General features: G+C 64.7%; 26 protein-coding genes. 11 read left to right on the top strand and 15 right to left on the bottom strand.

Annotation, left to right across the window (positions count from 1 at the left end; all coding sequences use genetic code 11):
- Window positions 1-165 precede the first annotated feature (165 nt).
- Window positions 166-354, bottom strand: coding sequence for a hypothetical protein (locus tag AC5Y49_RS21335; protein WP_499890879.1), 189 nt, complete (start codon window positions 352-354; stop codon window positions 166-168).
- A gap of 189 nt (window positions 355-543) precedes the next feature.
- Between AC5Y49_RS21335 and AC5Y49_RS21330 the strand changes: the two genes are divergently transcribed.
- The 3 genes from AC5Y49_RS21330 to AC5Y49_RS21320 are packed head-to-tail and all read left to right on the top strand — an operon-like array spanning window position 544 to window position 3,007.
- Complete coding sequence (locus AC5Y49_RS21330) at window positions 544-1,872, top strand: Mu transposase domain-containing protein (RefSeq protein ID WP_499890877.1); 1,329 nt, start codon at window positions 544-546, stop codon at window positions 1,870-1,872.
- Entirely contained in the window at window positions 1,869-2,678 is an 810-nt protein-coding gene (gene istB, locus AC5Y49_RS21325; RefSeq protein ID WP_499890872.1) for an IS21-like element helper ATPase IstB, read from the top strand. The genes AC5Y49_RS21330 and istB overlap by 4 nt, the downstream gene beginning before the upstream one ends.
- Window positions 2,675-3,007, top strand: a complete 333-nt coding sequence (locus AC5Y49_RS21320) for a DNA gyrase inhibitor YacG (RefSeq protein WP_499890869.1) — start codon at window positions 2,675-2,677, stop codon at window positions 3,005-3,007. Before istB ends, AC5Y49_RS21320 begins: the two co-directional genes overlap by 4 nt.
- A 2-nt stretch (window positions 3,008-3,009) precedes the next feature.
- Here the strand turns inward: AC5Y49_RS21320 and AC5Y49_RS21315 are convergent, their stop codons facing one another.
- Window positions 3,010-3,339, bottom strand: a complete 330-nt coding sequence (locus AC5Y49_RS21315; RefSeq protein WP_499890865.1) for a hypothetical protein — start codon at window positions 3,337-3,339, stop codon at window positions 3,010-3,012.
- 777 nt (window positions 3,340-4,116) lie between these two features.
- On the opposite strand from AC5Y49_RS21315, the gene AC5Y49_RS21310 reads away from it, so the two are divergent.
- The gene (locus AC5Y49_RS21310; protein WP_499890863.1) at window positions 4,117-4,407 is read left to right on the top strand and encodes a CDGP domain-containing protein; all 291 of its coding nucleotides are present in this window, start codon (window positions 4,117-4,119) and stop codon (window positions 4,405-4,407) included.
- An 11-nt stretch (window positions 4,408-4,418) separates the two neighbouring features.
- Here AC5Y49_RS21310 and AC5Y49_RS21305 read toward each other — a convergent pair whose 3' ends face one another.
- The 13 genes from AC5Y49_RS21305 to AC5Y49_RS21245 form a co-directional block, all read right to left on the bottom strand.
- The gene (locus AC5Y49_RS21305; protein WP_499890861.1) at window positions 4,419-5,621 is read right to left on the bottom strand and encodes a cytochrome P450; all 1,203 of its coding nucleotides are present in this window, start codon (window positions 5,619-5,621) and stop codon (window positions 4,419-4,421) included.
- A 137-nt stretch (window positions 5,622-5,758) separates the two neighbouring features.
- Window positions 5,759-6,064: a DUF1330 domain-containing protein gene (locus AC5Y49_RS21300; RefSeq protein ID WP_499890857.1), complete on the bottom strand. Its 306-nt coding sequence runs from the start codon at window positions 6,062-6,064 to the stop codon at window positions 5,759-5,761.
- A gap of 13 nt (window positions 6,065-6,077) precedes the next feature.
- Window positions 6,078-6,266 carry a ferredoxin gene (locus AC5Y49_RS21295; RefSeq protein ID WP_499890854.1) on the bottom strand — a complete coding sequence of 63 codons (189 nt, stop codon included), beginning with the start codon at window positions 6,264-6,266 and terminating at the stop codon, window positions 6,078-6,080.
- The gene (locus tag AC5Y49_RS21290) at window positions 6,263-7,552 is read right to left on the bottom strand and encodes a cytochrome P450 (protein WP_499890852.1); all 1,290 of its coding nucleotides are present in this window, start codon (window positions 7,550-7,552) and stop codon (window positions 6,263-6,265) included. The genes AC5Y49_RS21295 and AC5Y49_RS21290 overlap by 4 nt, the downstream gene beginning before the upstream one ends.
- A 149-nt stretch (window positions 7,553-7,701) precedes the next feature.
- Window positions 7,702-8,205, bottom strand: coding sequence for a hypothetical protein (locus AC5Y49_RS21285; protein WP_499890850.1), 504 nt, complete (start codon window positions 8,203-8,205; stop codon window positions 7,702-7,704).
- Window positions 8,202-8,807: a TetR/AcrR family transcriptional regulator gene (locus tag AC5Y49_RS21280; protein ID WP_499890849.1), complete on the bottom strand. Its 606-nt coding sequence runs from the start codon at window positions 8,805-8,807 to the stop codon at window positions 8,202-8,204. The genes AC5Y49_RS21285 and AC5Y49_RS21280 overlap by 4 nt, the downstream gene beginning before the upstream one ends.
- A 96-nt stretch (window positions 8,808-8,903) precedes the next feature.
- Window positions 8,904-10,052, bottom strand: coding sequence for an acyl-CoA dehydrogenase family protein (locus AC5Y49_RS21275; protein WP_499890847.1), 1,149 nt, complete (start codon window positions 10,050-10,052; stop codon window positions 8,904-8,906).
- A 3-nt stretch (window positions 10,053-10,055) separates the two neighbouring features.
- Window positions 10,056-11,201 carry a thiolase family protein gene (locus AC5Y49_RS21270; protein ID WP_499890844.1) on the bottom strand — a complete coding sequence of 382 codons (1,146 nt, stop codon included), beginning with the start codon at window positions 11,199-11,201 and terminating at the stop codon, window positions 10,056-10,058.
- Entirely contained in the window at window positions 11,194-12,000 is an 807-nt protein-coding gene (locus tag AC5Y49_RS21265; protein WP_499890840.1) for an enoyl-CoA hydratase/isomerase family protein, read from the bottom strand. The genes AC5Y49_RS21270 and AC5Y49_RS21265 overlap by 8 nt, the downstream gene beginning before the upstream one ends.
- Window positions 12,000-13,208 (bottom strand): CaiB/BaiF CoA transferase family protein, encoded by a 1,209-nt coding sequence (locus AC5Y49_RS21260; RefSeq protein ID WP_499890838.1) that lies wholly within the window; start codon window positions 13,206-13,208, stop codon window positions 12,000-12,002. The genes AC5Y49_RS21265 and AC5Y49_RS21260 overlap by 1 nt, the downstream gene beginning before the upstream one ends.
- Window positions 13,208-13,966 carry an SDR family NAD(P)-dependent oxidoreductase gene (locus AC5Y49_RS21255; RefSeq protein WP_499890836.1) on the bottom strand — a complete coding sequence of 253 codons (759 nt, stop codon included), beginning with the start codon at window positions 13,964-13,966 and terminating at the stop codon, window positions 13,208-13,210. The genes AC5Y49_RS21260 and AC5Y49_RS21255 overlap by 1 nt, the downstream gene beginning before the upstream one ends.
- Window positions 13,966-15,132, bottom strand: a complete 1,167-nt coding sequence (locus AC5Y49_RS21250; RefSeq protein WP_499890908.1) for an acyl-CoA dehydrogenase family protein — start codon at window positions 15,130-15,132, stop codon at window positions 13,966-13,968. Before AC5Y49_RS21250 ends, AC5Y49_RS21255 begins: the two co-directional genes overlap by 1 nt.
- 71 nt (window positions 15,133-15,203) lie before the next feature.
- Window positions 15,204-16,499 (bottom strand): amidohydrolase family protein, encoded by a 1,296-nt coding sequence (locus tag AC5Y49_RS21245; RefSeq protein WP_499890834.1) that lies wholly within the window; start codon window positions 16,497-16,499, stop codon window positions 15,204-15,206.
- Window positions 16,500-16,773: 274 nt separating this feature from the next.
- Here AC5Y49_RS21245 and AC5Y49_RS21240 point away from each other — a divergent pair, with 274 nt between their 5' ends.
- The 7 genes from AC5Y49_RS21240 to AC5Y49_RS21210 are packed head-to-tail and all read left to right on the top strand — an operon-like array spanning window position 16,774 to window position 22,415.
- Window positions 16,774-17,313: a carboxymuconolactone decarboxylase family protein gene (locus tag AC5Y49_RS21240; RefSeq protein WP_499890829.1), complete on the top strand. Its 540-nt coding sequence runs from the start codon at window positions 16,774-16,776 to the stop codon at window positions 17,311-17,313.
- A 5-nt stretch (window positions 17,314-17,318) separates the two neighbouring features.
- Complete coding sequence (locus tag AC5Y49_RS21235) at window positions 17,319-18,602, top strand: aromatic ring-hydroxylating oxygenase subunit alpha (RefSeq protein ID WP_499890825.1); 1,284 nt, start codon at window positions 17,319-17,321, stop codon at window positions 18,600-18,602.
- On the top strand, window positions 18,586-18,909 hold the full coding sequence (locus AC5Y49_RS21230) for a hypothetical protein (protein ID WP_499890822.1): 324 nt from the start codon (window positions 18,586-18,588) through the stop codon (window positions 18,907-18,909). Before AC5Y49_RS21235 ends, AC5Y49_RS21230 begins: the two co-directional genes overlap by 17 nt.
- A 3-nt stretch (window positions 18,910-18,912) precedes the next feature.
- Window positions 18,913-20,127 carry a metal-dependent hydrolase family protein gene (locus AC5Y49_RS21225; protein WP_499890818.1) on the top strand — a complete coding sequence of 405 codons (1,215 nt, stop codon included), beginning with the start codon at window positions 18,913-18,915 and terminating at the stop codon, window positions 20,125-20,127.
- The gene (locus AC5Y49_RS21220) at window positions 20,111-20,527 is read left to right on the top strand and encodes a nuclear transport factor 2 family protein (RefSeq protein WP_499890816.1); all 417 of its coding nucleotides are present in this window, start codon (window positions 20,111-20,113) and stop codon (window positions 20,525-20,527) included. Before AC5Y49_RS21225 ends, AC5Y49_RS21220 begins: the two co-directional genes overlap by 17 nt.
- Before the next feature lie 2 nt (window positions 20,528-20,529).
- The gene (locus tag AC5Y49_RS21215) at window positions 20,530-21,621 is read left to right on the top strand and encodes an acyl-CoA dehydrogenase family protein (RefSeq protein ID WP_499890812.1); all 1,092 of its coding nucleotides are present in this window, start codon (window positions 20,530-20,532) and stop codon (window positions 21,619-21,621) included.
- Between the two features lie 2 nt (window positions 21,622-21,623).
- Window positions 21,624-22,415 (top strand): acyl-CoA dehydrogenase family protein, encoded by a 792-nt coding sequence (locus AC5Y49_RS21210; protein ID WP_499890810.1) that lies wholly within the window; start codon window positions 21,624-21,626, stop codon window positions 22,413-22,415.
- Window positions 22,416-22,419: the final 4 nt, after the last annotated feature.

The following is a 22,419-nucleotide window of genomic DNA, read 5'->3' as shown; positions in this document are numbered from 1 at the left end:
TTTCTCGAGTGCCCGAATGCACTAAAGGTAAGGGTGCGGTAGATGCCTTGGCGGATCCTTGGAACGGCGCGCGAGACTGTTGGGCCAGCCGGATCGGGGCAGTAGCCCTGCTGGCGGCCGGCTTCGGGGTTGCTGTCTCAGGGGCGGCAGTCGCGCCCTACTGCGTCATTTGGGTAGCGCGGCATCTGCGGCCGCAACGTCCTTGTAGAAATTCCGGTTCACCTGGTATTTGGTGCTGTCCAGCACGAAACTTCCGCTGGTGAGCCCCGACAGTCGGCCGAAGTAGAAGTCACGCGGACGACGCAGGCGCAGGCGGGTGGGCCGGTGCGTCCACCTGGAGATATCGAGCACCACGATTGACCGGTCGGTTGCTGCCGCTCATCTGAAAGTGACCAGTCCTGCTCATCGAAAGTGACCACTCCCTTAGGCGACTTGCCGTTTGAGATCCGCCGGTTGTAGGTGGGCCCCTTCCAGGCTCCGGGTGTCGGAATCCGGAAGCCATTGGAAGGGGCCGCGCCTCAGATGCTCGCATGGGAGTTGGTTGTGGAAGCAGAAGCATTACGTAAGCAGGGCTGGACGATCAGCGCGATCGCCCGCCATTTGGGTGTGACGCGGGTGACGGTGCGCCAGTACTTGTCCGGAGAACGCACTCCGGGGGTGCGGGCCAGCTCGGCGCCGGACCTTTTCGCCGAGTATGTCGAATACTGTCGGCTGCGGCTGGCGGCCGATCCGCACCTGTGGGCGACCACGTTGTTCGACGAGGTCACCGCGCTGGGCTATGCGGGATCGTATCCGTCGTTCACTCGGGCGATCCGTGAGCGCGCGCTGCGCCCGGTATGCGCGGCGTGCAAGCAGAACCGCAGCCCTGATCGGGGGGTGATTGACCATCCGCCGGGTGATGAAACCCAATGGGACTGGCTGGAATTGCCCGATCCACCGGTCGGGTGGGGCTGGGGCAAGACAGCCTATGTGCTGATCGGGACATTGGCGCACTCGAGCCGCTGGCGCGGCTGGCTGACCGAGCGCACCGATCAGCCCCACTTGGCCGAGGGCCTGGATGCGGTGGCGCGCCGGTTGGGCGGGCTGACCCGGCGGTGGCGCTTTGATCGGATGTCGACGGTGGTCCAGCCGCAGTCCGGGCGTCTGCAGGTGTCCTTTGGGCCGATCGCCCGCCACTATGCCGTCGGGATCGACCTGTGCCCGGCCTATCACCCGTGGCGCAAAGGCGGGGTGGAAAAGGCCGCCGGGGTGATCGCCCAACGCTGGTGGCGCACCCTGGGTGATGAGGTGACCCAGGACCAGGCCCAGGCCGGGCTGGATCGGCTGTGCGTGCGCCTGGATAACCGCAAACGGGTCCACGACGGCATCACCACCACGGTGGGAGCGCTGGCCGATGCGGAGGGATTACGCCCGGTGCCGGCGCACTACCCAGCGGTGCTGGAAGTGGGGCGCACGGTGAGCAACCAGGCGCGGATTTCGTTTCGCGGCAACAGCTATTCGGTGCCACCCGGTCACACCGGGCGGCGCCTTTTGGTGCGCCACCGCCTCGGGGAGTTGTTCGTGGACGTGGTCACCGACACCGGGGTGGTGCTGGCCCGGCATCGCCGTGCTCCCGATGGTGCCGGCGCGATGGTGCTCGCCGATGAGCATGTGGCCGCCCTGGAGAAGGTGGTGTTGGCCAACTTCGCCGACCGGCCAGCGTGCCGGCGCAAACACCGGCGCCCACCGTCGGCAGACGCGCTGGCCGAGGCCGACCGTATCCGGCGAAACAACCAGCCGCTACAGGGCGAGCAGGTGGTGGCCGATTTCGCCCGTTACGCTGCAGCGGCTCGACCCATGGGGGCTCGTCGGCACGGCGGTGAGGCCCGATGAGCACTACCAGCAGCGAGGCCGCCACCTACCAGCGGTTGCGCGATCACCTGCATGTTCTTCGGCTCTCCGCGGCGGCCGAGGCGCTGCCCGGGATGCTCGATGACGCCCGCGGCCAGGACCTGTCCATGGTGGCCGCACTCGAGCAGCTGCTGGCCGTCGAAGTCGAAACCACCCAGGCGCGGCGGTTGGCATCACGGTTGCGGTTTGCTTGTCTGCCCACCGAATCGCGTCTGGATGAGTTCGATTTCACCGCCCAGCCCGGCGTTGATGAGAAACTCATCCGCGAGCTGGCCTCGCTGCGGTTCCTCGACGACGCCGGCAATGTGGTCTTCGTCGGTCCACCCGGCACCGGCAAGACGATGCTGGCCATCGGGCTGGCCCGCGCGGCCGCCGAAGCCGGTCACCGCGTCTACTTCACCACCGCCGACGATCTGGCCAAACGCTGCCACAAGGCCGCGCTCGAAGGCCGCTGGGCCACCTGCATGCGGTTCCTCTGTGGCCCACGGCTGCTGGTCATCGACGAATTCGCCTACGCCCGACGCAACCCCGACCCCGAAGCCAACACCGCGCTGTTTGAGGTGATTTCACGGCGCTACCTCAAATCCTCGACGATCCTGACCTCACATACCGGCATCGCCGGCTGGGGCGAGCGCCTCGGCGACCCCATGCTCGCCGCCGCGGTTTTAGATCGAGTACTACACACCGGCATCGTGGTCTCCATCGACGGGCCGTCGTATCGGATGCGGGCTCACCAAAAACGCAGCGATGCGCTGCGCCGCGCCCTGCACCCGGAGGCCAAACCATGACCACCGCCAACTGCCTGGGCTGCGGCACCACCATCACCGTCACCACGCGAAACCCCAACCGCCGCTACTGCTCGCCTCGCTGCCGAAAAGCCGCCTGGCACGCCCGCCGCCGCTCCACCCACCGCGTCGGCGACGACGTCGCGAACGGCCTCACCCACGACGTCGACGACGTCCTCGACGTCGTCGAGCCCCGTAACGGCCTGCCTCACGCCGTTGCAGCGGCTAACGGCGTCGCCCACTGCCCACATTGCCGCCAAGAACTTGCCGTCGTCGCCGTCGTCATCCCCGCCGACGCCGCCCACATCCAACCCCGGGAGGTGATCACCTAGCGCTACCCTGAACACGGCGCCAGGGTGGTCACTTTCAGTGAGCAACACTGGTCATTTTCGATGAGCGCCAGCACGGTGACCACGACGAGGTGGACGCGGACCAACAGTGAGAACAGGATCGGCACCGCCAGGATAAAGACGTACGAGATCACCGTCGACCAGGGGCGAAAGTAAAGCATCAGGGCGAGCATCAGAGCGAGGTAAGAACAATAGGCAATGACTTTGTGCCAACCCCGCCATGCATCTGACCACGCCTTAAAGACCGCTTGAATCTGGTCACCCGGCTCCAGGTACGGACGCGCCCGTTCTGCCAACTTTTCTCGACGACTCACCCCGATACCCCTTGCCTTGCCGTTGACTGGTAATAGGCCTGATGGATTGATCAAGTAAGGTTCGCGCGCAGCGCTTGGAAGTTTCTCAACGAGTTCTTGACCCGATCCGCCGGTGACCGCGGTTAGGACCTAGGAGCACGGGCGCGGCCGTGACGGCCCGACTTGGTGGTGTTATCGGCACGAGGCACGATGCGGTCACCTGGCTCGAACGCAGCGATGTCGAGACGTCCGCGCCTGCGAAGGACTATGACAAGCGTAATCGCGATCGAACCCACAATTGGCGACAACGCTGGAGCGGCTTTAGCGGCTTTCCCTACCAAAAGCGCGCCGCCGGCTCCAGTCACGATGCAAGCAAGAGGGAGCCATACCGCAGCAACTTTTCTGGAGAGAGCCACTTGTGACTCCTTTTCTCGCGAATGCGCTCCATCATGCTCCGAGGTCGGCCGTGGTGGATGACAATGCGCAGGGTGCGACAGAACTCTTGAAAGATTCTTGGCGAGTTCCTTTTGGTCGGCGCCGTCGGCATAGGAGCAGCCGGCCCCGTCGTGGCTAAAGCCGATGGCGACGGCTATCCGTTGAAATTGCATCCAGGGTCGTGATTTCACTCAAACAGCAACGCCGCGCGCCATCTCAACGGTGATCGCGGTTTCCGATCACGAGCCCAAAGGCAGCCAAAAGCAGTTACATAAGCGGTAGCGTCGGTGGTTGCCGGCTGGACGGTATTTGCTACCGCAAGTATTCGGCCACGCCCCAGCGGCGATGTGATGGGAGACAACCATGAAGCGCTGCATCATCGGAGCACTCGGCGCCTTGCTAGTAGCCGCCGGGCTGATCGCGTCGTCGCCGCCGGCCAGCGCCGGCTGTCAGTACGGCGGGCCCGTTATCAGCAAGTGCGACGGACCGGTCCAGCCTGACGGCACCTGGCAGCGTTGTGTGGCCGTCGCCCAGTTGATGTATCGCGGCGCCAGTTCCTTCCTGGCGCCCGCCAACCACTGCGATTTGATGGGTCCTGACCAGCACCCTGGGGATCTCGGTTTCGCCGACCCGCCGACGCACATCGACGACTGAGCCACGAACTATCACAGCACCCGGACCGGGACGTGCGACCAGCCAGCAACGTTTTGCATGCTGACGCGTTTGCAGCCCTCCCAGCGGACTTCGTAACGGGGCATGAAGTCCAGCATCTTCTCGAGCGCGATGACGCATTCCATCCGCGCCAGTGCGGCCCCGAGACAGCTGTGAATCCCGTAGCCGAATCCCAGGTTCTGCGCCTCGGCGCGATCGCGGTCGATGTCGAATGTGTCGGGAGCGGTCCAGGCTTCGGGGTCGCGGTTGGCCGAGCCGCCGACGAGAAAGACAGGTTTGCCCGCCGGAATGGTGATGCCATGCAGCCGTACGTCTTTCGTCGAGCGGCGCACGTTGTATTGTGACGGCGCCTCGTAGCGCAACAGCTCTTCCACCGCGGCGGGAACCTTGCTGCGGTCATCGAGCAGCATCTGCCATTGATCGGGATTGGCGGCGAACACCGTCGCCGCATTGCCGATCAACTTGGTCACCGTTTCGGCGCCGGCGCCGCCCAACAGCGTGGCGAAGCCGGCGATTTCGGAGCCCTTGAGGCGCGTCTTCTCGCCGTCGTCGCGTTCGACCTCCGCTGCGATCAGGTTGGTGATCATGTCGTCTTGCGGTTGGGCCCGCCGCTGCTGGATGAGCTGGTAGTACATCATCCAGGTGTCGGCCATCGCCCGGGCCCCGGACTCCGACATCTCGATCTGGCCCGGCTCGCGATGCAGTAATTCGTCGATCCACAACCGCACCTGCTGGCGATGGTCGGCAGGCACACCGAGCATCCGGGTGATCACTTCGACCGGGAACAACGCCGAAAACTCTTGCACAACATCGAATTCGTCAGGGTCTACTGCGGCGAGAAAGTGCTCGACTTGTTCGGTCACCATCGGTTTGAGCGCCGTGATCGCCCGTGGGGTGAATACCTTGTTCACCAGGCTGCGCATCTGCCGGTGTTCGGGTGGGTCCATCGAGATGATCATCTTCGCCGACAGCTTTTGGCCCGTCCGTACCATCGCCAGGTCCACGCCGTAAGCCGACGAGTATGTCTCGAAATCCTTGAACGCCGCCGCGACATCGACATGCCGCGTCAAGGCGTAGAAGTCATATTGCTCGCTGTAGTAAACCGGCGCCTCGTCTCGCATCCGGCGATAGGTCTCATACGGTCCGTTGAAGAACTCGTCGGAAAACGGATCGAACACCAGCCCGGCGACCGACATCAGGCGGTCTCGCTCCCAGCGATGAGCTGCATAGCCATACCGTAACACTAACAGTATAGGCGCCAGTATAGTTGCGCGGATCCGGCCGTGCGGAAGGAATTGTCGGAGCCCGGCGCAACGAGCTCCGAAATCAGCTGCTAGCCCGGCGTCGTCGGCATGTCGAAACCGCAGAGGATGACCGCGTTGCAGTCGGCTGCAGCCTGCCGCAATTTCGCCGCGTTCTGGTAGCCCTCCGACTCGTACCAGGCGCGGGCCGCGTCGACCGATTCGAACTCCAGCACCACGGTCTGGTCGCCATGCCAGCTACCTTCGATGACCTTGGGCGCGGTGTCCACCGCAAGAATGTTGACGCCGGCCATCGCTCCTCCCGCGGCCCGGGCGTACGCCTTCATTCCCTCCGGGTCTTTGATGGCCTCGGTCAGGATGACGTATCCCTTGGACATAGTGCACCGCTCCTTAACTTGCCTCGATGGCCTGCTCTGGACAATCTTTGACGGCTTCACGAACCGCATCTTCGAACTCGGCGGGTATCTCGGGCACCGTCACCGTCGAGTAGCCCTCGTCGGTCAGCTCGAACACCGACGGGCAGATCGTGGTGCAGATCCCGTGTCCGCGGCAGCGGTCCTCGTCGACTCTGGCTTTCACGCAGCGCCCTCCCCCACCGTGCTGAATTCCAGGTGCAGTTCAGTTAAACCGCGCAGGATATAGGTCGGAACGTATTGGTAGCGGCGGTCATTGGCCGGACCGTGCCGACGCTCGGAGATCTTGATGTCGGCGGTCCGGTCCAGCATCCGCTCGATGGCCACCCGGGTTTCAGCGCGGGCCAGCGGCGCGCCCGGGCAGCTGTGAATCCCGCGTCCGAACGAGATGTGCTGTCGCGCGTTCTTGCGGGCGAGCTCGAACGTCTCCGGGTTCTCGAACCGGCGAGGATCGCGGTTGGCGGCGGCATTGACGACCATCACCGTTGTACCGGCCGGGATTTCGACACCACCCACGCTTGTGCTAACGCGGGACAGCCGGAAGTCGCCCTTGACCGGGCTCTCGATGCGCAGCGCCTCTTCGATGAAGTTCGGGATCAGGCTGCGGTCGTTTCGGAGCTTCTCTTGAATGTCGGGGCGTTCGCCCATCACCTGCAGCGCGGCGCCGAGCAGTCGCACCGTGGTCTCCTGGCCCGCGGAGAACACATTGGTGGCAACGCGGGCCACGTCGGTCACATCCGGAGTGGACCCATCCGGGAATGTCGCGGTGGCCAGCCCGGTCAACACGTCGTCGCGAGGTGTCCGGCGACGGTCCTCGACGTACTCGGCGAACGTCCCGTAGAGGAATTCCAATGGACTGTGCGCCAGCGACTTTTCACCGGTGCCGCCGACGCCGCCTCCGGCGTTGCGGTGAATGCCGGTGACGAATTCCTCGCGGTCTTCCTCGGGAACGCCGAGCAGGTCGGCGATGACCAGCAGGGTGAACGGACCGGCGAAGCCCTTGATGAATTCGCCCTCGCGAGGTGCGAGAAAATCGTCGAGCACCCGATCGGCGAGCACCCACATGGCGTCCTCGTTCTCCTTGAGGCGCTTGGGCGTGATCAGCCGCATCAGCAGCGCGCGATGATCTGTGTGCGTCGGGGGATCCAGGGTCGGCAACTGGTCGCTGAACGGAAGCTCGGCGCGATGTTGCTCGATCAGTTCGGTCACGTCGTCGCCCTCGAGTGGCACCGGGAAGCCGGGGAAAGGTCCCGTCACCGAAACGCACGACGAGAACGTCTCCGCGTCGTTGGCGACCTCGACGGCCTCCTCCCAGCCGGTCACCATCGTCACCCCATGGTGAGGCTCCCGCGTGACAGGGCATTGCCGCCGCAGCGCATCGAAATACGGATACGGATCGTCGACGAGACGCTCGTCCTTGAAGAAATCCATCGCGGTCAAGTCATGCGCCATCTACTGCTCCGTTCGCGCCTAGTGAGAACGTCCCTCTCAGCGATGAATATTACATTTCCATAGCTGGTCGCCAGCGTCAACGTGGAGCAATGTGGCGCCCACGCTCCACGCGGTATGCCGAGGGATCCGGCGTCAGGGGAAGCCGGGACTCAGCTGGCCGGCACCAAGTCGGCGGCGACCGATGGACAAGCCATCACGCCAGTGCGGAAGGTCTCGACCACCCCAATGCGCTCCTGCACCGAGCCGGCGGCCAGGGCCTGGGCTTTGAAGGCCTGCGCTGCTGCGCTCAGCCGGTGGTGGACCAGACCGACGCTGTCAGTCAATTCGGCCGGCCATGTCTCACCCCACAGGGTGACTTCGGTGACCCCGGCATCCAGGGCCTGCAGCACGCCCTGCCGGACCCGCGAATCGCATCCGATGAGATCCGCGGCGGCCGCCAGGGTCTGCGGCACCGGACGGTGCCCGACGGTCGCCAGGGCGTGCTCGAGGTCGATGATCTGGGCACCCAGAATCTGCAACGGCCGTTCGTCAGGGTGGTCGGCGACCAGGACCGTCACATCCCATCCGGCCATGGCCCGGTCGAACAACCAACCGCCGGCGAACCGCACCACGTCGATGACGTTCGCCGCGACGACGTCGAGTCGGTACCTCATGTCGTGCTCGGCGGTGCCATGTCGCGGGCCAGCGACTCCGCGTATTCCTTGAACACTTCGGTCAGCGGTATCGAAGGATCGAGCAACCATGTGGTCTCCATTCCGGTGATGAAGGCGAGAATTTGCACTGCCTTGACAGCGACGTCCATATCCATCCGAAACTGGCCGGCCTCCTGACCGCTCCGGATGAGAGCGGTGACGATCTCGACCGCGTCCTGGTATCTGCTGACCAGACGGTCATGCAGCGGGGCATCGGGATCCATGTTTTCGGCCAGCAGCACGGTGTAGGTGCCCACCAGTTCCGGTGACCGGTAGAAGCGCTCGGCGACGGCTGCGATTTCGGCGATCAGGTCGCCCGCCCGGTCTGCGTGGGCGTCGTCGTCGGCGTCGCGGACATCGACCACCGCGTGCAGCAGTTGGTCTTTGGATTCGAAATGGTGCAAAAGGCCGGCCGGGCTCACACCGGCTTCACCGGCGATCTGGGCCAACGTGGTGTTGCGCCACCCGTTTCGGGTCAGCAGCCGCTGCGCGACCTTGAGGATCCGCTGTTTGCGGTCTTCGCCCTTGGCCAGCAGCGTGTCGTAAGGCCGTGTCTCCGGCACCGGACTCCTTCGCGGGTCAACCAACCTAGTGAACACACAGTAGGTTGGTTTGGGCGCTGTGACAAGGGTCTCAACGAAGGAGATTGGCGGTGCCCGTCACAGGCCGAGCGATTTGGCGATGATCACCTTCATCACCTCGCTGGTGCCGGCGTAGATGCGCGCCACCCGGGCGTCGGTGTAGAGCCGGGCGATTGGATACTCCATCATGTAGCCGTATCCGCCGAACAACTGCAGGCACCGATCCACGACCCGAGCCTGCATCTCCGTGCAGAACAGTTTCACTCTCGCCGCGTCGGCGGCCGACAGCTCTCCCTCGACGTGCAGCGCCACGGCGCGATCCAACATCGCCTGGCCGGCTTCCACCTCGGTCGAACACGCGGCCAGCTCAAACTTGGTGTTCTGGAACGACGCCACCGGAGTCCCGAAAGCCTTGCGGTTCTTGGTGTATTCGATCGCCGCGGCGATCGCCGAGCGCGCCTGCGCGACCGATCCGACCGCCACCGTCAAGCGCTCCTGCGGCAGGTTGTGGCCCAGATAGCCGAACGCTTCACCCTCATCGCCGAGGACGTTCTCGGTGGGAACGCGAACGTCGACGAACGACAGTTCGGCGGTGTCCTGGACTTTGCAGCCCATTTTCTCCAGTTCGCGGCCGCGGGTGAACCCCGCCATACCGTCTTCGACGACGAGCAGCGTTAAACCGTTGCGCCGGTTGTCGGGATCGGTGGACGTGCGCGCGACCACGATCACAAGGTCCGCCTGCATACCGCCGGTGATGAATGTTTTGGCGCCGTTGACGATCCAGTGGTCTCCGTCTCGCACTGCCGTCGTGCGCATCCCTGCTAGGTCCGATCCGGTTCCCGGTTCGGTCATTGCGACGGCGGTGAGCAGCGTCCCATCGGCCAGGCCCGGAAACCAGCGCTTGCGCTGTTCTTGGTTCGCATAGTGCAGGAAGTAAGGCAGGATCACCTCAAGTTGCGTGCGGACCGTGGAAAGTGTCACCAGCGCCCGCGCAGCCTCCTCTTGCAGCACGATGTTGTAGCGGTAGTCGGGCATGCCGGCACCGCCGTACTCCTCGGGAATCGCCATCCCCAACATCCCGAGCGCACCCATTTTCTTGAAGATTTCGCGTGGCATTCGCCCACGCTTCTCCCACTCTGGGTAGCCGGGCACAACCTCCTTGTCGACAAAGTCGCGCGCCAGCTGCCGAAACGCCTCGTGGTCTTCGGTGAACAGGTCACGACGCATCAGTCAGGCCACCAGTTCCACTAGCGTGGCATTGGCGGTGCCGCCGCCCTCGCACATGGTCTGCAATCCGTAACGGATCCCGTTGTCGCGCATGTGATGTGCCATCCGAGTCATCAGCACCGCCCCTGAGGCGCCCAGTGGGTGTCCCAGCGCGATCGCGCCGCCGAGCGGGTTGAGCCGCTCGAGGTTGGCGCCGGTTTCGGCCAGCCACGCCAGGGGCACCGGGGCGAACGCCTCGTTCACCTCGAACACACCGACGTCGGCGACCGAGACCCCCGCTTTGGCCAACACCTTCTCGGTGGCGGGAATCGGACCGGTCAGCATCAGCACCGGATCGGCGCCGGTCACCGCGCCGGCCCGGTAGCGCACCAACGGAGTCAACCCGAGCTCGAGCGCGGTCGCCGACGTGGTGACCAGCAGCGCCGCCGCGCCGTCGGAAATCTGCGAAGAGTTGCCGGCATGGATGACGCCGTCGTCGACGAAGGCCGGCTTGAGCGCGGCGAGTTTTTCGACGCTGGTCCCCCGCCGCACGCCCTCGTCCCGGGTGACCGCAGTGTCGTCGACGAACACCGGCACGATCTGCGCGTCGAAGGCGCCGCTGTCTTGGGCGGCGGCGGCACGTTCGTGAGACTGCGCGGAGTACTCGTCGAGGCGGGTCCGGGAAAAGCCCCACTTCTTGGCGATCATCTCCGCAGACAGTCCCTGGTTGAACGAGAAATCGTCATAGCGCTCAAGGACTTTAGGTCCGTACGGCATCCCGGTGGCCCGTGCCGCGCCCAGCGGCACCCGGCTCATCACCTCGACACCACCGGCGACGACGACGTCTTGCTGGCCGGACATGACCGCTTGCACTGCGAAGTCGAGGGCCTGCTGGCTAGAACCGCACGCGCGGTTGACGGTGGTGCCCGGGATGCTCTCCGGCCAGCCCGCCGCCAACACCGCGTAGCGACCGATGTTGCTGGACTGGTCGCCAACCTGCGATACGCAACCCCACACCACGTCGTCGACGATCCCCGGATCGATCCCGGTGCGCTGCATCAATTCGTTGAGCACGATCGCGGACAGGTCGGCGGCGTGCATCGCCGACAGCCCACCGTTGCGTTTGCCGACCGGGGTGCGCACCGCCTCGACGATGACTGTTTCACGCATCTGTTTGCTCCGATCTCGATATCGCCCACCGACCAGTAAACGACGGGTCCCGTCGTTCGGCGAACGCGGCATAGGCTTCAGCGGCGTCGGCGGTGGCGAAGTTGACCACCTGCGCACGGGCTTCGTTGGCCAACGCGTCACGCAGTGTCTGGTCGGCGCCTTCGTTTAGCAGCGCCTTGCTTTGTGCCAGCGCGATCTCCGGCCCGGCCACCAGGCGGTCGGCGAGCTCGGCGACGTAGGCGTCGATTTCGGCTGCGGCGACCACCCAGGTCACCAGGTTCAGGGCCTGGGCTTCCTCGGCGTCGATGGTCTCAGCCAACAGCGCCAGCCGTTTGGCCTGTTGGAGTCCGACGAGCTTGGGCAGCAACCATGAGCCGCCCAGGTCCAGGGACAGCCCGCGCTTGGAAAAGATCTGACAGAAGCTCGATTCCGGCGTCGCTACCACGAAGTCGCAGCCCAGCGCCAGGTTCCATCCGGCGCCGACGGCCACACCGGTGACCTTGGCGATCGTCGGCACGGGCAGTTCGTGCAGCGCCAGCGCCACGTCGGTCAACAGCCGTAATTTGTATGCAGGATGGCCGTCATCGGGACTGGAGATGTCAGCGCCCGAGCAGAACGCGCCGCCGGCGCCGGTGATGACAACTGCGCGCACGCCGCGGTCGTTTCGCGCGGCCATCAGGGCATCGGCCAACGCGATCCACAACTCGCGGTTGATCGCATTCTTACGGTGCGGGCGGTTTAGCGTCAGCGTCCGGACGCCGTTGCGGTCACTGCATAGCAGCACAGGCTCATCGGACATCAGCGGTAAGCCGCTCCGATGGCACCTTCTGCACGTAGCGCATTGATTTCGTCGTCCGTGACGCCCAGTTCGGCTAGCACTGCGTCGGTGTGCTGCCCGAGTCCGGGCACCGCTCCCATCGGGGGGCGGTAGCCCGAGATGACGGGCGGGGGCAGCAGGGCCGGAATGGGGCCTGCGGTCGTGTCGACCTGTCGCCACCGGTCCCGCTCGCTCAACTGGGGGTGCACCAGGACTTCGCTGGGCAGGTTGTATCGCGCGTTGCCGATCCCGGCGGCATCGGCGGTCTTCTGCACGTGTTCCAGGTCATGCCCCGCACACCAGCTGCCGATCGCATCGTCGAGGATGTCGCGGTGCGCGACCCGGCCGGCGTTGGAAGCGAAGCGCTGATCATCGGCCAGGTCGTTGCGCTGCAGGATTTCTCGGGAAAGCCGTTGCCATTCCTGGTCATTGGTGGTGCCCAGCACCACCGTCTGTCCGTCGGCGGTGCGATAGGCACCGTAGGGGGCCACCGCAGGCGAGCTCATGCCCAGCGGCTGCTGGTCGACGCCGGAATGCTGGGTGTAGGTGAGCGGGTAGCCCATCAGGTCGGTCATGGTGTCGAATAAGCTCACGCTTACCGCCTTGCTCACAGCGCGGCCGCCGGTACGTGAATAGAGCAGGGCCAAAATGGAAATCGCCGAATACAGCCCGGTGCTGATGTCGGCCACCGGCGGCCCGGGTTTGGCCGGGGCGCCGGGCGAGCCGGTCACCGCGCACGCTCCGGACTCGGCTTGGGCCAACAAGTCGTAAGCGCGCTTGTGCGACAGTGGGCCGCCCGAGCCGTAGCCGTCGATTTCGACGGCGATCACGTCGGGGTGGCGCTGGGCCAGATCGTCGGGGGCAATGCCCAGCCGGGCGGTTGATCCTGGCGCCAGATTGGACACCAGGACATCGGCCCGTTCCAGTAGGCGGTGCATAACGTCCAGTCCGGCAGCAGCTTTCAAGTTCAGGGTGACTGATTCTTTGCCGCGGTTGGCCCATACGAAGTGCGCGGCCAGTCCGTTGACGACGTCGTCGTAGTGCCGGGCGAAGTCCCCGCCTTTGGGGTTTTCCACCTTGATGACACGAGCGCCGAAATCAGCGAGTACCCGGGTGCACATCGGAGCGGAGACTGCCTGTTCCAACGCCACTACGGTGACGCCGGCCAGCGGCGCCGCAGAGTCGGGCATCACATCACCATGCCGCCGTCCACGGGCAGCACTTGCCCGGTGATGTAGGACGCGGCATCCGATGCCAGGAACACGAACGCCCCGGCGACCTCGTCCGGTTCGGCCCAGCGCTTGAGCGGGATGCGGTTGCGCATGTTGGCCGCGAACTTCTCGTTGGTGCGGATGGTCTCGGTCATCGGAGTCGCCGCCAGCGGCGCCAGCGCGTTGACGAGAATGTTTTTGGTCGCGAATTCGCGGGCAAGCGATTTGGTGAAGCCGATGATGCCGGCCTTGGCCGCTGAATAGTTCACCTGACCGAGCGTGCCGGTCAACCCGGCCGCCGACGTCACGTTGATGACGCGCCCGGTCCCGTCGGTGGGGATGTGCGGGATTGCGGCCTGCGTGCAGTTGAACGCGCCCATCACGTGGATGTCGAACAACAGCCGGAACGACTCCTGGGAGGTCTTCTCGAACATCGCCGGCCGCGTCACGCCGGCGTTGTTGACCAGGATGTGCAGTTTGCCGTCAGCCAGGGCGGCCGCTTGCGTTGCCGCCGCGTCGGCCGACTCGCGATCCGACACATCCAGTGCAGCAGATTCAGCTCGTCCGCCCGACGCCGAAATCCGCTCTGCCACAGCCGCTGCCGCGTCTTTGTCCACGTCGGTGACAAGCACCGCCGCGCCTGCCTCGGCCAGAGCCCTGGCGACCGCCGAGCCGATGCCGCCCGCGGCACCGGTGACCAGCGCCGCGCGGCCGGACAGATCGAAATAACCGCTCATCAGTAGCTCCTCGGCAATCCGAGCACATGCGAGCCGAGGAAATTCAGGATCATCTCCTGACTGACCGGCGCGATCTTCATCAACCTGGCCTCCCTGAAGTACCGCGACACGTGGTACTCCTCCGAATACCCCATGCCGCCGTGGGTCTGCAGCGCCCGGTCGGCAGCGGTGAAACCGGCGTCGGCGCAAAGGTATTTGGCGGTATTGGCTTCGCGTCCGCACGGCTTACCGTTGTCGTAGAGCCAGGTGGCCTTGCGCAGCATCAGCTCGGCCGCGTCGAGCCGGGCCAGCGAGTCGGCCAACGGGAACTGAATACCCTGGTTCATGCCGATCGGCCGGTCGAAGACATAACGTTCGTTGCCGTACTTGACCGCCTTCTCCAGCGCGACCCGCCCGATACCCAGGGCCTCGGCGGCGATCAACATCCGCTCCGGGTTCAGGCCGTCGAGAATGTACTGAAAACCCTTGCCCTCCTCTCCGACTCGATCCTCCACCGGAATGTGCAGGTCGTCGATGAACAGCTCATTGGAGCTGACCGCGTTGCGGCCCATCTTGCGGATCGGCCGGATATCGACCCGGCTGCGGTCCAGGTCGGTGAGGAACAGGGTCATTCCGTCAGTCTTCTTGCTGACCTCGTTGTAGGGCTGGGTCCGCGTCAGAAGCAGGATCTTCTGTGATTCGATCGCCTTGGAGATCCAGACTTTTCGGCCGTTGACGATGTAGTGGTCGCCGTCTCGCTTGGCGAACGTGGTGATCCGTGAGGTGTCCAGCCCGGCGCCGGGTTCGGTCACCCCGAAGCACACGTGCAGTTCGCCCGTCGCAACCCGGGGCAATGTGCGCGCTTTGAGCTCCTCGGATCCGTGTACCACCACCGGATGCATGCCGAAGATGGACAGGTGAATAGAGCTGGCCGCGTTCATCCCACCACCGGATTTGGCGACCTCTTCGGCCAGCAGCGTGGCTTCGGTGATGCCCAAGCCGTGACCACCGTACTGCTCGGGGATAGTCATCCCGAGCCAGCCGCCATTAGCGATCGCTTGATAGAACTCGGTCGGAAACTCGTGTGCCTGGTCTTTTTCCATCCAGTAGTGGTCGTCGAACTTCGAGGCCAGTTCGGCGACCGACTTGCGGATCAGCTCCTGGTCGTCGGTCAGCTCGAAGTTCATTCCACCGCCGGGCACTGCGGATCTCCTTCAGGTCGGTTGATGCACCGGCGCAATGCATTCCGGCGGCGTGATCAGTCCTTGTTGCCGGTCAGCGCTTTGGCGTTGGCGGCAAAGTCGGCAAACGACGAGCCCGACCGATCCTTGTGCTGACTGAGCGCCTGGATCGAGACGTCATGTCCCTCGGCGGCCTTGCGCAGCGCGCCGACCGTGGCCTGCTCGCGGGGAATGTGGCTGAACGGGTCGAACGAGTACCAGCGCATCGCGTTCTCGTAGGTCATCTTGTTGATCTCGTCGTCTGGGACGTTGTTGGCGGACAACACCTCCCAAAGCTCCTCGGGCGCACCGGGCCACATCGAGTCGCTGTGCGGGTAGTCGGCTTCCCAGCAGATGTTGTCGATGCCGATCATGTTGCGCAGCTGCACGCCAACCGGGTCGCTGATGAAGCAAGTCAGGAAGTGCTCCCGGAAGACCTCGCTGGGCACCTTGCCGCCGAAGTTCTGGTGGGTCCACGTCGAGTGCATCTCGAAGGTACGGTCCACGCGCTCCAAGAAGTACGGAATCCAGCCGGTGCCGCCCTCCGACAGCGCGATCTTAAGGTCGGGGTACTCCTTGATCGGTTTGGACCACAACAAGTCTGCCGCGGCCTGGACGATGTTCATCGGCTGCAGGGTGATCATCACGTCCATCGGCGCATCGGGCGCGGTGATCGCGAGCCTGCCCGAGGAGCCGATGTGCACATTGAGAACGGTATTGGTGTCGCACAACGCCTTCCACAACGGATTCCAGTACTCGTCGTGGAAGCTCGGATACCCCATCGCCGCCGGGTTTTCGGTAAAGGTCAGCGCGTGCACCCCCTTCTTAGACACCCGCCGGACCTCGTCGGCGCACTTCTCGGCATCCCAGATCACCGGCAGCGCCATCGGAATGAACCGGGCCGGATAGGCCCCGCACCACTCGTCGATGTGCCAGTCGTTGTAGGCCTGCACCAACGCCAGCGAGAACTCCGGGTCTTCGGTGGCGAAAAGCCGCCCGGCGAAACCGGGGAATGACGGAAAGCAGATCGAACCCAGGATGCCCCCCGCGTTCATGTCCTTGACCCGTTCATCGACGTTGTAACAACCCTTGCGGATCTCGTCCAGACCAGTCGGCTCGATCCCGTACTCCTCCTTGGGCCGGCCGGCAACCGCGTTCAGCGCGACATTCGGGATCACGGTGTCGCGGAACTGCCAGGTATCCGAGCCGTCCGGGTTGTGCACGAGGCGCGGCGCATCGTCGGCGTACTTCTTCGCCAAGTGGTTCTTGAACATGTCGGGTGGCTCAACGATGTGGTCGTCGACGCTGATCAGAATCATGTCGTCTTTGTTCACCGGTTGGTCCTTTCCCTCGGATCCCTCGGGCCATGGCAAGCGAGGCGGGTGAGTCCCCACTATGGAAATTATCTTCTCAGATCGCGAGAATCAACATCTTCACGCTACCCCCTGCGGGTGGCTGCCGTCGCCGAGACGACGAGAGTGCAGTCGCCGGAGATCGCGTTTCTGCAGGTGGCCACCACCTTTTTTGCCGGTGTTGACCAATCCGACGGATCGTGGAAATCTATTGGTCAAATATGAGAATATGATTCTCCATACCGAGGAGGCCCCTATGCGTTTGTCCCCGCTGCCGGCGGATCAGTGGGACGACGCTGTCCGGCATGCGGTGGCGGGGATGCTGCCCGAGGAACGGCGTAACCCCGACGACGCGGGAAACCTCCTGGCCACCCTGGTGCACCACCCCGAACTCACCCGCGCGTTCCTACGGTTCAGCGTCTATCTGCTGTACGGGTCGACGCTGCCCGAGCGGGTTCGGGAACAGGTCATCCTGCGAGTCGCGCATCGGCGCGGCTGCGAATACGAGTGGACACATCACGTCACCATCGGCAAGAGGGCCGGACTGACCGACGCCGACATCGCCGCAATCCAATCCGGCGACCCGCGCGACGAGTTCGACCGCGCGGTCCTCACCGCGGTCGACGAGCTCGACGAGAAGACCAACCTGTCGGATGCGACCTGGGCGGCGTTGTCCGCGCGGCTCGATGAACGGCAGCGGATGGACCTGATTTTCACGATCGGTGGCTACACCGCGCTGGCGATGGGCCTGAACACCTTTGGCGTCGAAGTCGAGGAAGACCGAAAAGAGAGGTAAGGACCTTGGCACACTTCACCAAGCCGGCGGCCGGCAGCTGGACAACGAACTATCCGGAGCTTGGCACCGCACCCGTCGACTACAGCGATTCCATTGACCCCGACCACTACGCGGCCGAACAGCAGGCGATCTTCCGCCGCACCTGGCTCAACGTCGGCCGAGTGGAACGGCTCCCCCGCACCGGCAGCTACTTCACCAGAGAACTACCCTCGGCGGGCACCGGCACGTCGGTGATCGTCGTCAAGGGCAAAGACGGGGTCATTCGGGCGTTCCACAACATCTGCCGACACCGCGGCAACAAGCTGGTGTGGAACGACTATCCCCATGAGGAAACAGCCGGGACCTGCCGGCAGTTCACCTGCAAGTACCACGCCTGGCGTTACAGCCTGGACGGGGAACTCACCTTCATCCAGCAGGAAGGCGAGTTCTTCGACGTCGACAAAAGCCAGTACGGACTGGTCGGCGTGCGCTGCGAGGTGTGGGAAGGCTTCATCTTCGTCAATCTGGACCCCAACGCGGCGCCCTTGACCGACTACCTGGGCCCGCTGGCCAAGGGCATCGAGGGCTATCCCTTCCACGAGATGACCGAGGTCTACCACTACAAAGCCGAAGTCGGCAGCAACTGGAAGCTGTTCATCGACGCGTTCGCGGAGTTCTACCATGCCCCGGTACTGCACCAGGGTCAGTACACCAAGGAAGAAGCCGCCAAGATTCAGCAATACGGCTTCGAGGCGCTGCACTACGAACTGGCCGGGCAGCACTCGATGATCTCCGTGTGGGGCGGTCAGTCGCCGCCCAAGGACCTCAATATGGTCAAGCCGATGGACCGGGTGCTGCGCAGCGGTCTCTTCGGCCCCTGGGACCGCCCCGACATCGACGGCCTGGACTCGCCGCCGCCCGGTCTCAATCCCGCTCGGGCGCCGCAGTGGGGCGCAGACACATTCGTGTTCTTCCCCAACTTCATGATTCTGATCTGGGCACCCGGCTGGTACCTGACCTACCACTATTGGCCGACCGCGGTAGACCGGCACATCTTCGAGGGCACGCTGTACTTCGTTCCGCCGAAAAACGCTCGTGAACGACTCGCCCAGGAACTGGCCGCGGTCACCTTCAAGGAATACGCGCTGCAGGACGCCAACACCCTGGAGGCCACCCAGACCATGATCGGCACCCGCGCCGTCAACGAATTCCTGTTGTGCGACCAGGAAATCCTGCTACGTCACCTGCACAAGATCGCCCACGACTACGTCAACGACTACAAGGAGCACGCCAATGGCTCTCCCCGCTGAGTTCACCGACCTGGAGCCCTATGCGGACTGGGATCTGGCCACCGAGCCGGAACGGTATGCCAAGCGGCTGGCATCTTCGATGCCGGAAATGCAAGCGTTCTACGATGTCGCGTTTCCCCGCCTGGAAGATGCGATCACCTACCTGGACAAGTTTCCGCTCGACGACCTGCCCGACGACGCCCGGTCGCTCATGCATGTGATGCAATCACTGATCATGGTGTCATTCCCGATCGAAGCGTGGAAGCAGCCCCGAGTGCCCGATAGCGGCGCCGCCTATCTGAACCTGGTGCGGGAGCCGGTGGTCTGACACGTGTTGACGCTCAAGGCCGCTGGGCTGCTTGACGTCGATGCCGGCGAGATCGTCCGTCCCGGCATCCTGCGGGTAGACGGCGAGCGGATCGTCGGTGTCGGCGGTGCAACTGAGGGCGACGTTATTGATCTCGGTGAGCAGATCCTGCTCCCGGGGCTGATGGACATGGAGGTCAACCTGCTGATGGGCGGCCGGGGGGAGACCGGTCTGGCCTCCTCGGTCCAAGACGACCCCCCGACCCGGGTGCTACGCGCGGTGGGCAATGCCCGCCGCACGTTACGCGCCGGGTTCACCACCGTGCGCAATCTCGGATTGTTCGTCAAAACCGGCGGATACCTGCTCGACGTCGCGCTCGGCAAGGCCATCGACGCCGGGTGGATCGAGGGCCCGCGGGTAGTGCCGGCCGGCCACGCCATCACCCCCACCGGCGGGCATCTGGACCCCACGATGTTCTCCGCGTTCGCCCCCGACTTGCTGCATCTGACTGTCGAGGAGGGCATCGCCAACGGTGTCGACGAGGTCCGCAAAGCCGTTCGCTACCAGATCAAGTACGGCGCTCAGCTGATCAAGGTGTGCTGCTCGGGCGGCGTGATGTCGCTGACCGGAGCGCCTGGCGCACAGCACTATTCGGATGAAGAGCTGTGCGCAATCGTCGACGAGGCGCACCGCCGGGGGCTGCGGGTGGCAGCCCACACCCATGGCGCCGAAGCGGTGCGCCATGCGGTCGCGGCGGGCATCGACTGCATCGAGCACGGTTTTTTGATGGACGACGAGGCGATTGCGGCGCTGGTCGACAACGACACATTTTTGGTGACCACCCGGCGGCTGGCCGATGCCATGGACGTCTCTAAGGCGCCGCCGGAGCTACAGGCCAAGGCCGCCGAGATGTTCCCCAAGGCACGCACCTCGCTGCTGGCCGCCTACCAAGCCGGCGTGAAGATCGCGGTAGGCACCGATGCGCCGGCAATCCCGCACGGCCGCAACGCCGACGAACTGGTCACCCTCGTCGAATGGGGTATGCCCGAGCTCGCGGTGTTGCGAGCGGCCACGGTCACCGCAGCGGACTTGATCAACGTCACCGACCGCGGACGGCTGGCCGAGGGGCTGCTTGCCGACGTGATCGGCGTGCCCGGAGATCCGTTGTCCGACATCACCGTTACTCAAAACGTGCAGTTCGTCATGAAAGGCGGCAAGGTGTATGCCAACAAGAACTGACGACCTTGTCGAGATCCAGCAGCTGCTGGCCCGGTATGCGGTCACCATCACCCAAGAGGACATCGACGGGCTGGTGGGCGTCTTCACGCCCGACGGCACCTACAGCGCATTCGGCGAAACCTATTCGCTAGACCGCTTTCCCGTCCTGGTGGACGCTGCGCCGAAAGGCTTGTTCCTGACCGCGACACCGGTGATCGAGTTGTCCGGCGACACTGCGACCGGCACACAGCCGCTGTGTTTCATCGACCACGCCACCCACGACATGCGGATCGGCTATTACAACGACACCTACGTGCGTACCGCCGACGGCTGGCGGCTGAAAACCCGTGCGATGACCTTCATTCGCCGCAGCGGCACCCACGACTCGGGCCGCCCGCACGCCGTGGGGCGGCCGTCATAGCAATGAAGGTCGAGCAGTTCCGGGCGGATCTGCGTGCCTGGCTCGACGACAACGACTTGACTCCAGGGCCGGACCATTCGCTCGAAGGTCAAATGCTGCAACTCGCCCGAGTCCATGGCGCGCTCTATGACGCCGATTGGATGCGATACGGGTGGCCCGTTGAGGTCGGCGGATTGGGCGGTCCCGCAATGCTTCGCGCAATCGTCGGTGAGGAGGTCGTCGGCCGGGGACTCGCCGAACCGGGACCCTACTCGATGGTCGAGGTGCTGGCGCCGACGATGATCGACTACGCCCCAGCCGAACTCGCGGCCGAAATGGTGCCGCGATTGCTGTCCGGCCGTGAACAATGGTGTCAGGGCTTTTCCGAACCCGGATCCGGCAGCGATCTCGCGTCGCTGTCCACTCGCGCTGCACCCAACGGCGAGACCTGGGTCGTCAACGGGCAGAAGGTCTGGACCAGCTTCGCGCAGTATTCGACACGCTGCATCCTGCTCACCCGCACTTCGCCGGGACATGACGGCATCACCGCGTTTTTCGTCGACATGGATACCCCCGGTATCGCCGTGCGGCCGCTGCGCACCATGCACGGGGTCGACGAGTTCTGCGAGGTGTACTTTGACGACGTCGTGATCCCCGCCGACCGGATGCTCGGCACGCCGGGGGACGGCTGGCGGCTGGCAATGGACCTGCTGCCCTATGAGCGCTCCACCTGCTTCTGGCAGCGGATCGCTTACCTGTACTCGCGATTCGATCGGCTCATCTCCGAAGCGACCGACCCGGATGACTCCGCTCTGGGCTCGGCATATCTGGCCTTGCACACCCTGCGCTGCCGCTCGCGTGCCACCCAGCATCGGTTGGCCGAGGACGGGACCCGGCTGGGGCCCGAGACGTCGATCGACAAGGTCTTGCTGGCCACAGCCGAGCAGCGGCTCTACGACACCGCGCGGGACCTGCTGCCCGGCGTCGTCGAACTCGACGAAACAGACTGGCGCACCGAATTCCTGTATTCACGCGCGGCGACCATCTATGGCGGCACCGCCGAGATCCAGCGCAACATCATCGCGCGCCGGCTGCTGGATTTGGGCAAGGAGTGAGCATGGACGCCGACTCGTTGGAGCTGATGGAAGACGCGCTCCGCAAGACCATGGCTGCCGTCTCGGGCCAGCAGCTCGATGCGGCGTTGGCCGACCTCGGCTGGCTCGACATGCTCGACGAAACACCCGATGCCGCAGTCCCGTTGGTGTTCCGGCTACTTGGCGAGACCGGAGCCCACGCGCCCATTCTCAATGACGTCGTGTTACGCGCGGCCGGTCGTGGCGGGGGCGGCACCGTGCCGCTGCCCTACGCCGGCGGCTCCTGGATTGTCTGGGAACGCACGGACCAGCAAAGCTCGACGCTGGGCGAAGATCTGCCGATACACCGTGTGCCTGACGGAGAGCCGCTGCCGCTGGCCGCCGGACGGCACGCGCTCGGCTGGTGGCTTGTCGGAGCCAGCCGGGCCATGTTGTCGCTGGCGCGCCAACATGCGCTGGACCGTCTACAGTTCGGCCGGCCCGTCGCCTCGTTCCAGGCGATCCGGCATCGGTTGGCCGAAACACTCGTCGCGATTGAGGGCGCCGAGGCCACCCTGCATGCCGCCGCAGCCGATCCCGACGATCTGGGCGCTCTGCTGGCCAAGGCCGCCGCCGGTCAAGCGGCGCTGACCGCCGCGCGGCACTGCCAACAGGTGCTCGGCGGTATCGGGTTCACCGCCGAGCACGAGTTGCACCGCCACGTGAAGCGCGTGCTGGTCCTGGATGGAATGTTCGGCAGCGCAAGAGAACTCACCCGCGAAGCGGGAGCGGTCCTACGAACCACAGGGTTCGCTCCGCGACTGGCAAACCTCTAGCTCC

The organism is Mycobacterium sp. NGS62 (genome assembly GCF_059812285.1).
The sequence above is the reverse complement of the archived record's forward strand: the minus strand, read 5'-3'. Positions and strand labels throughout refer to the sequence as shown.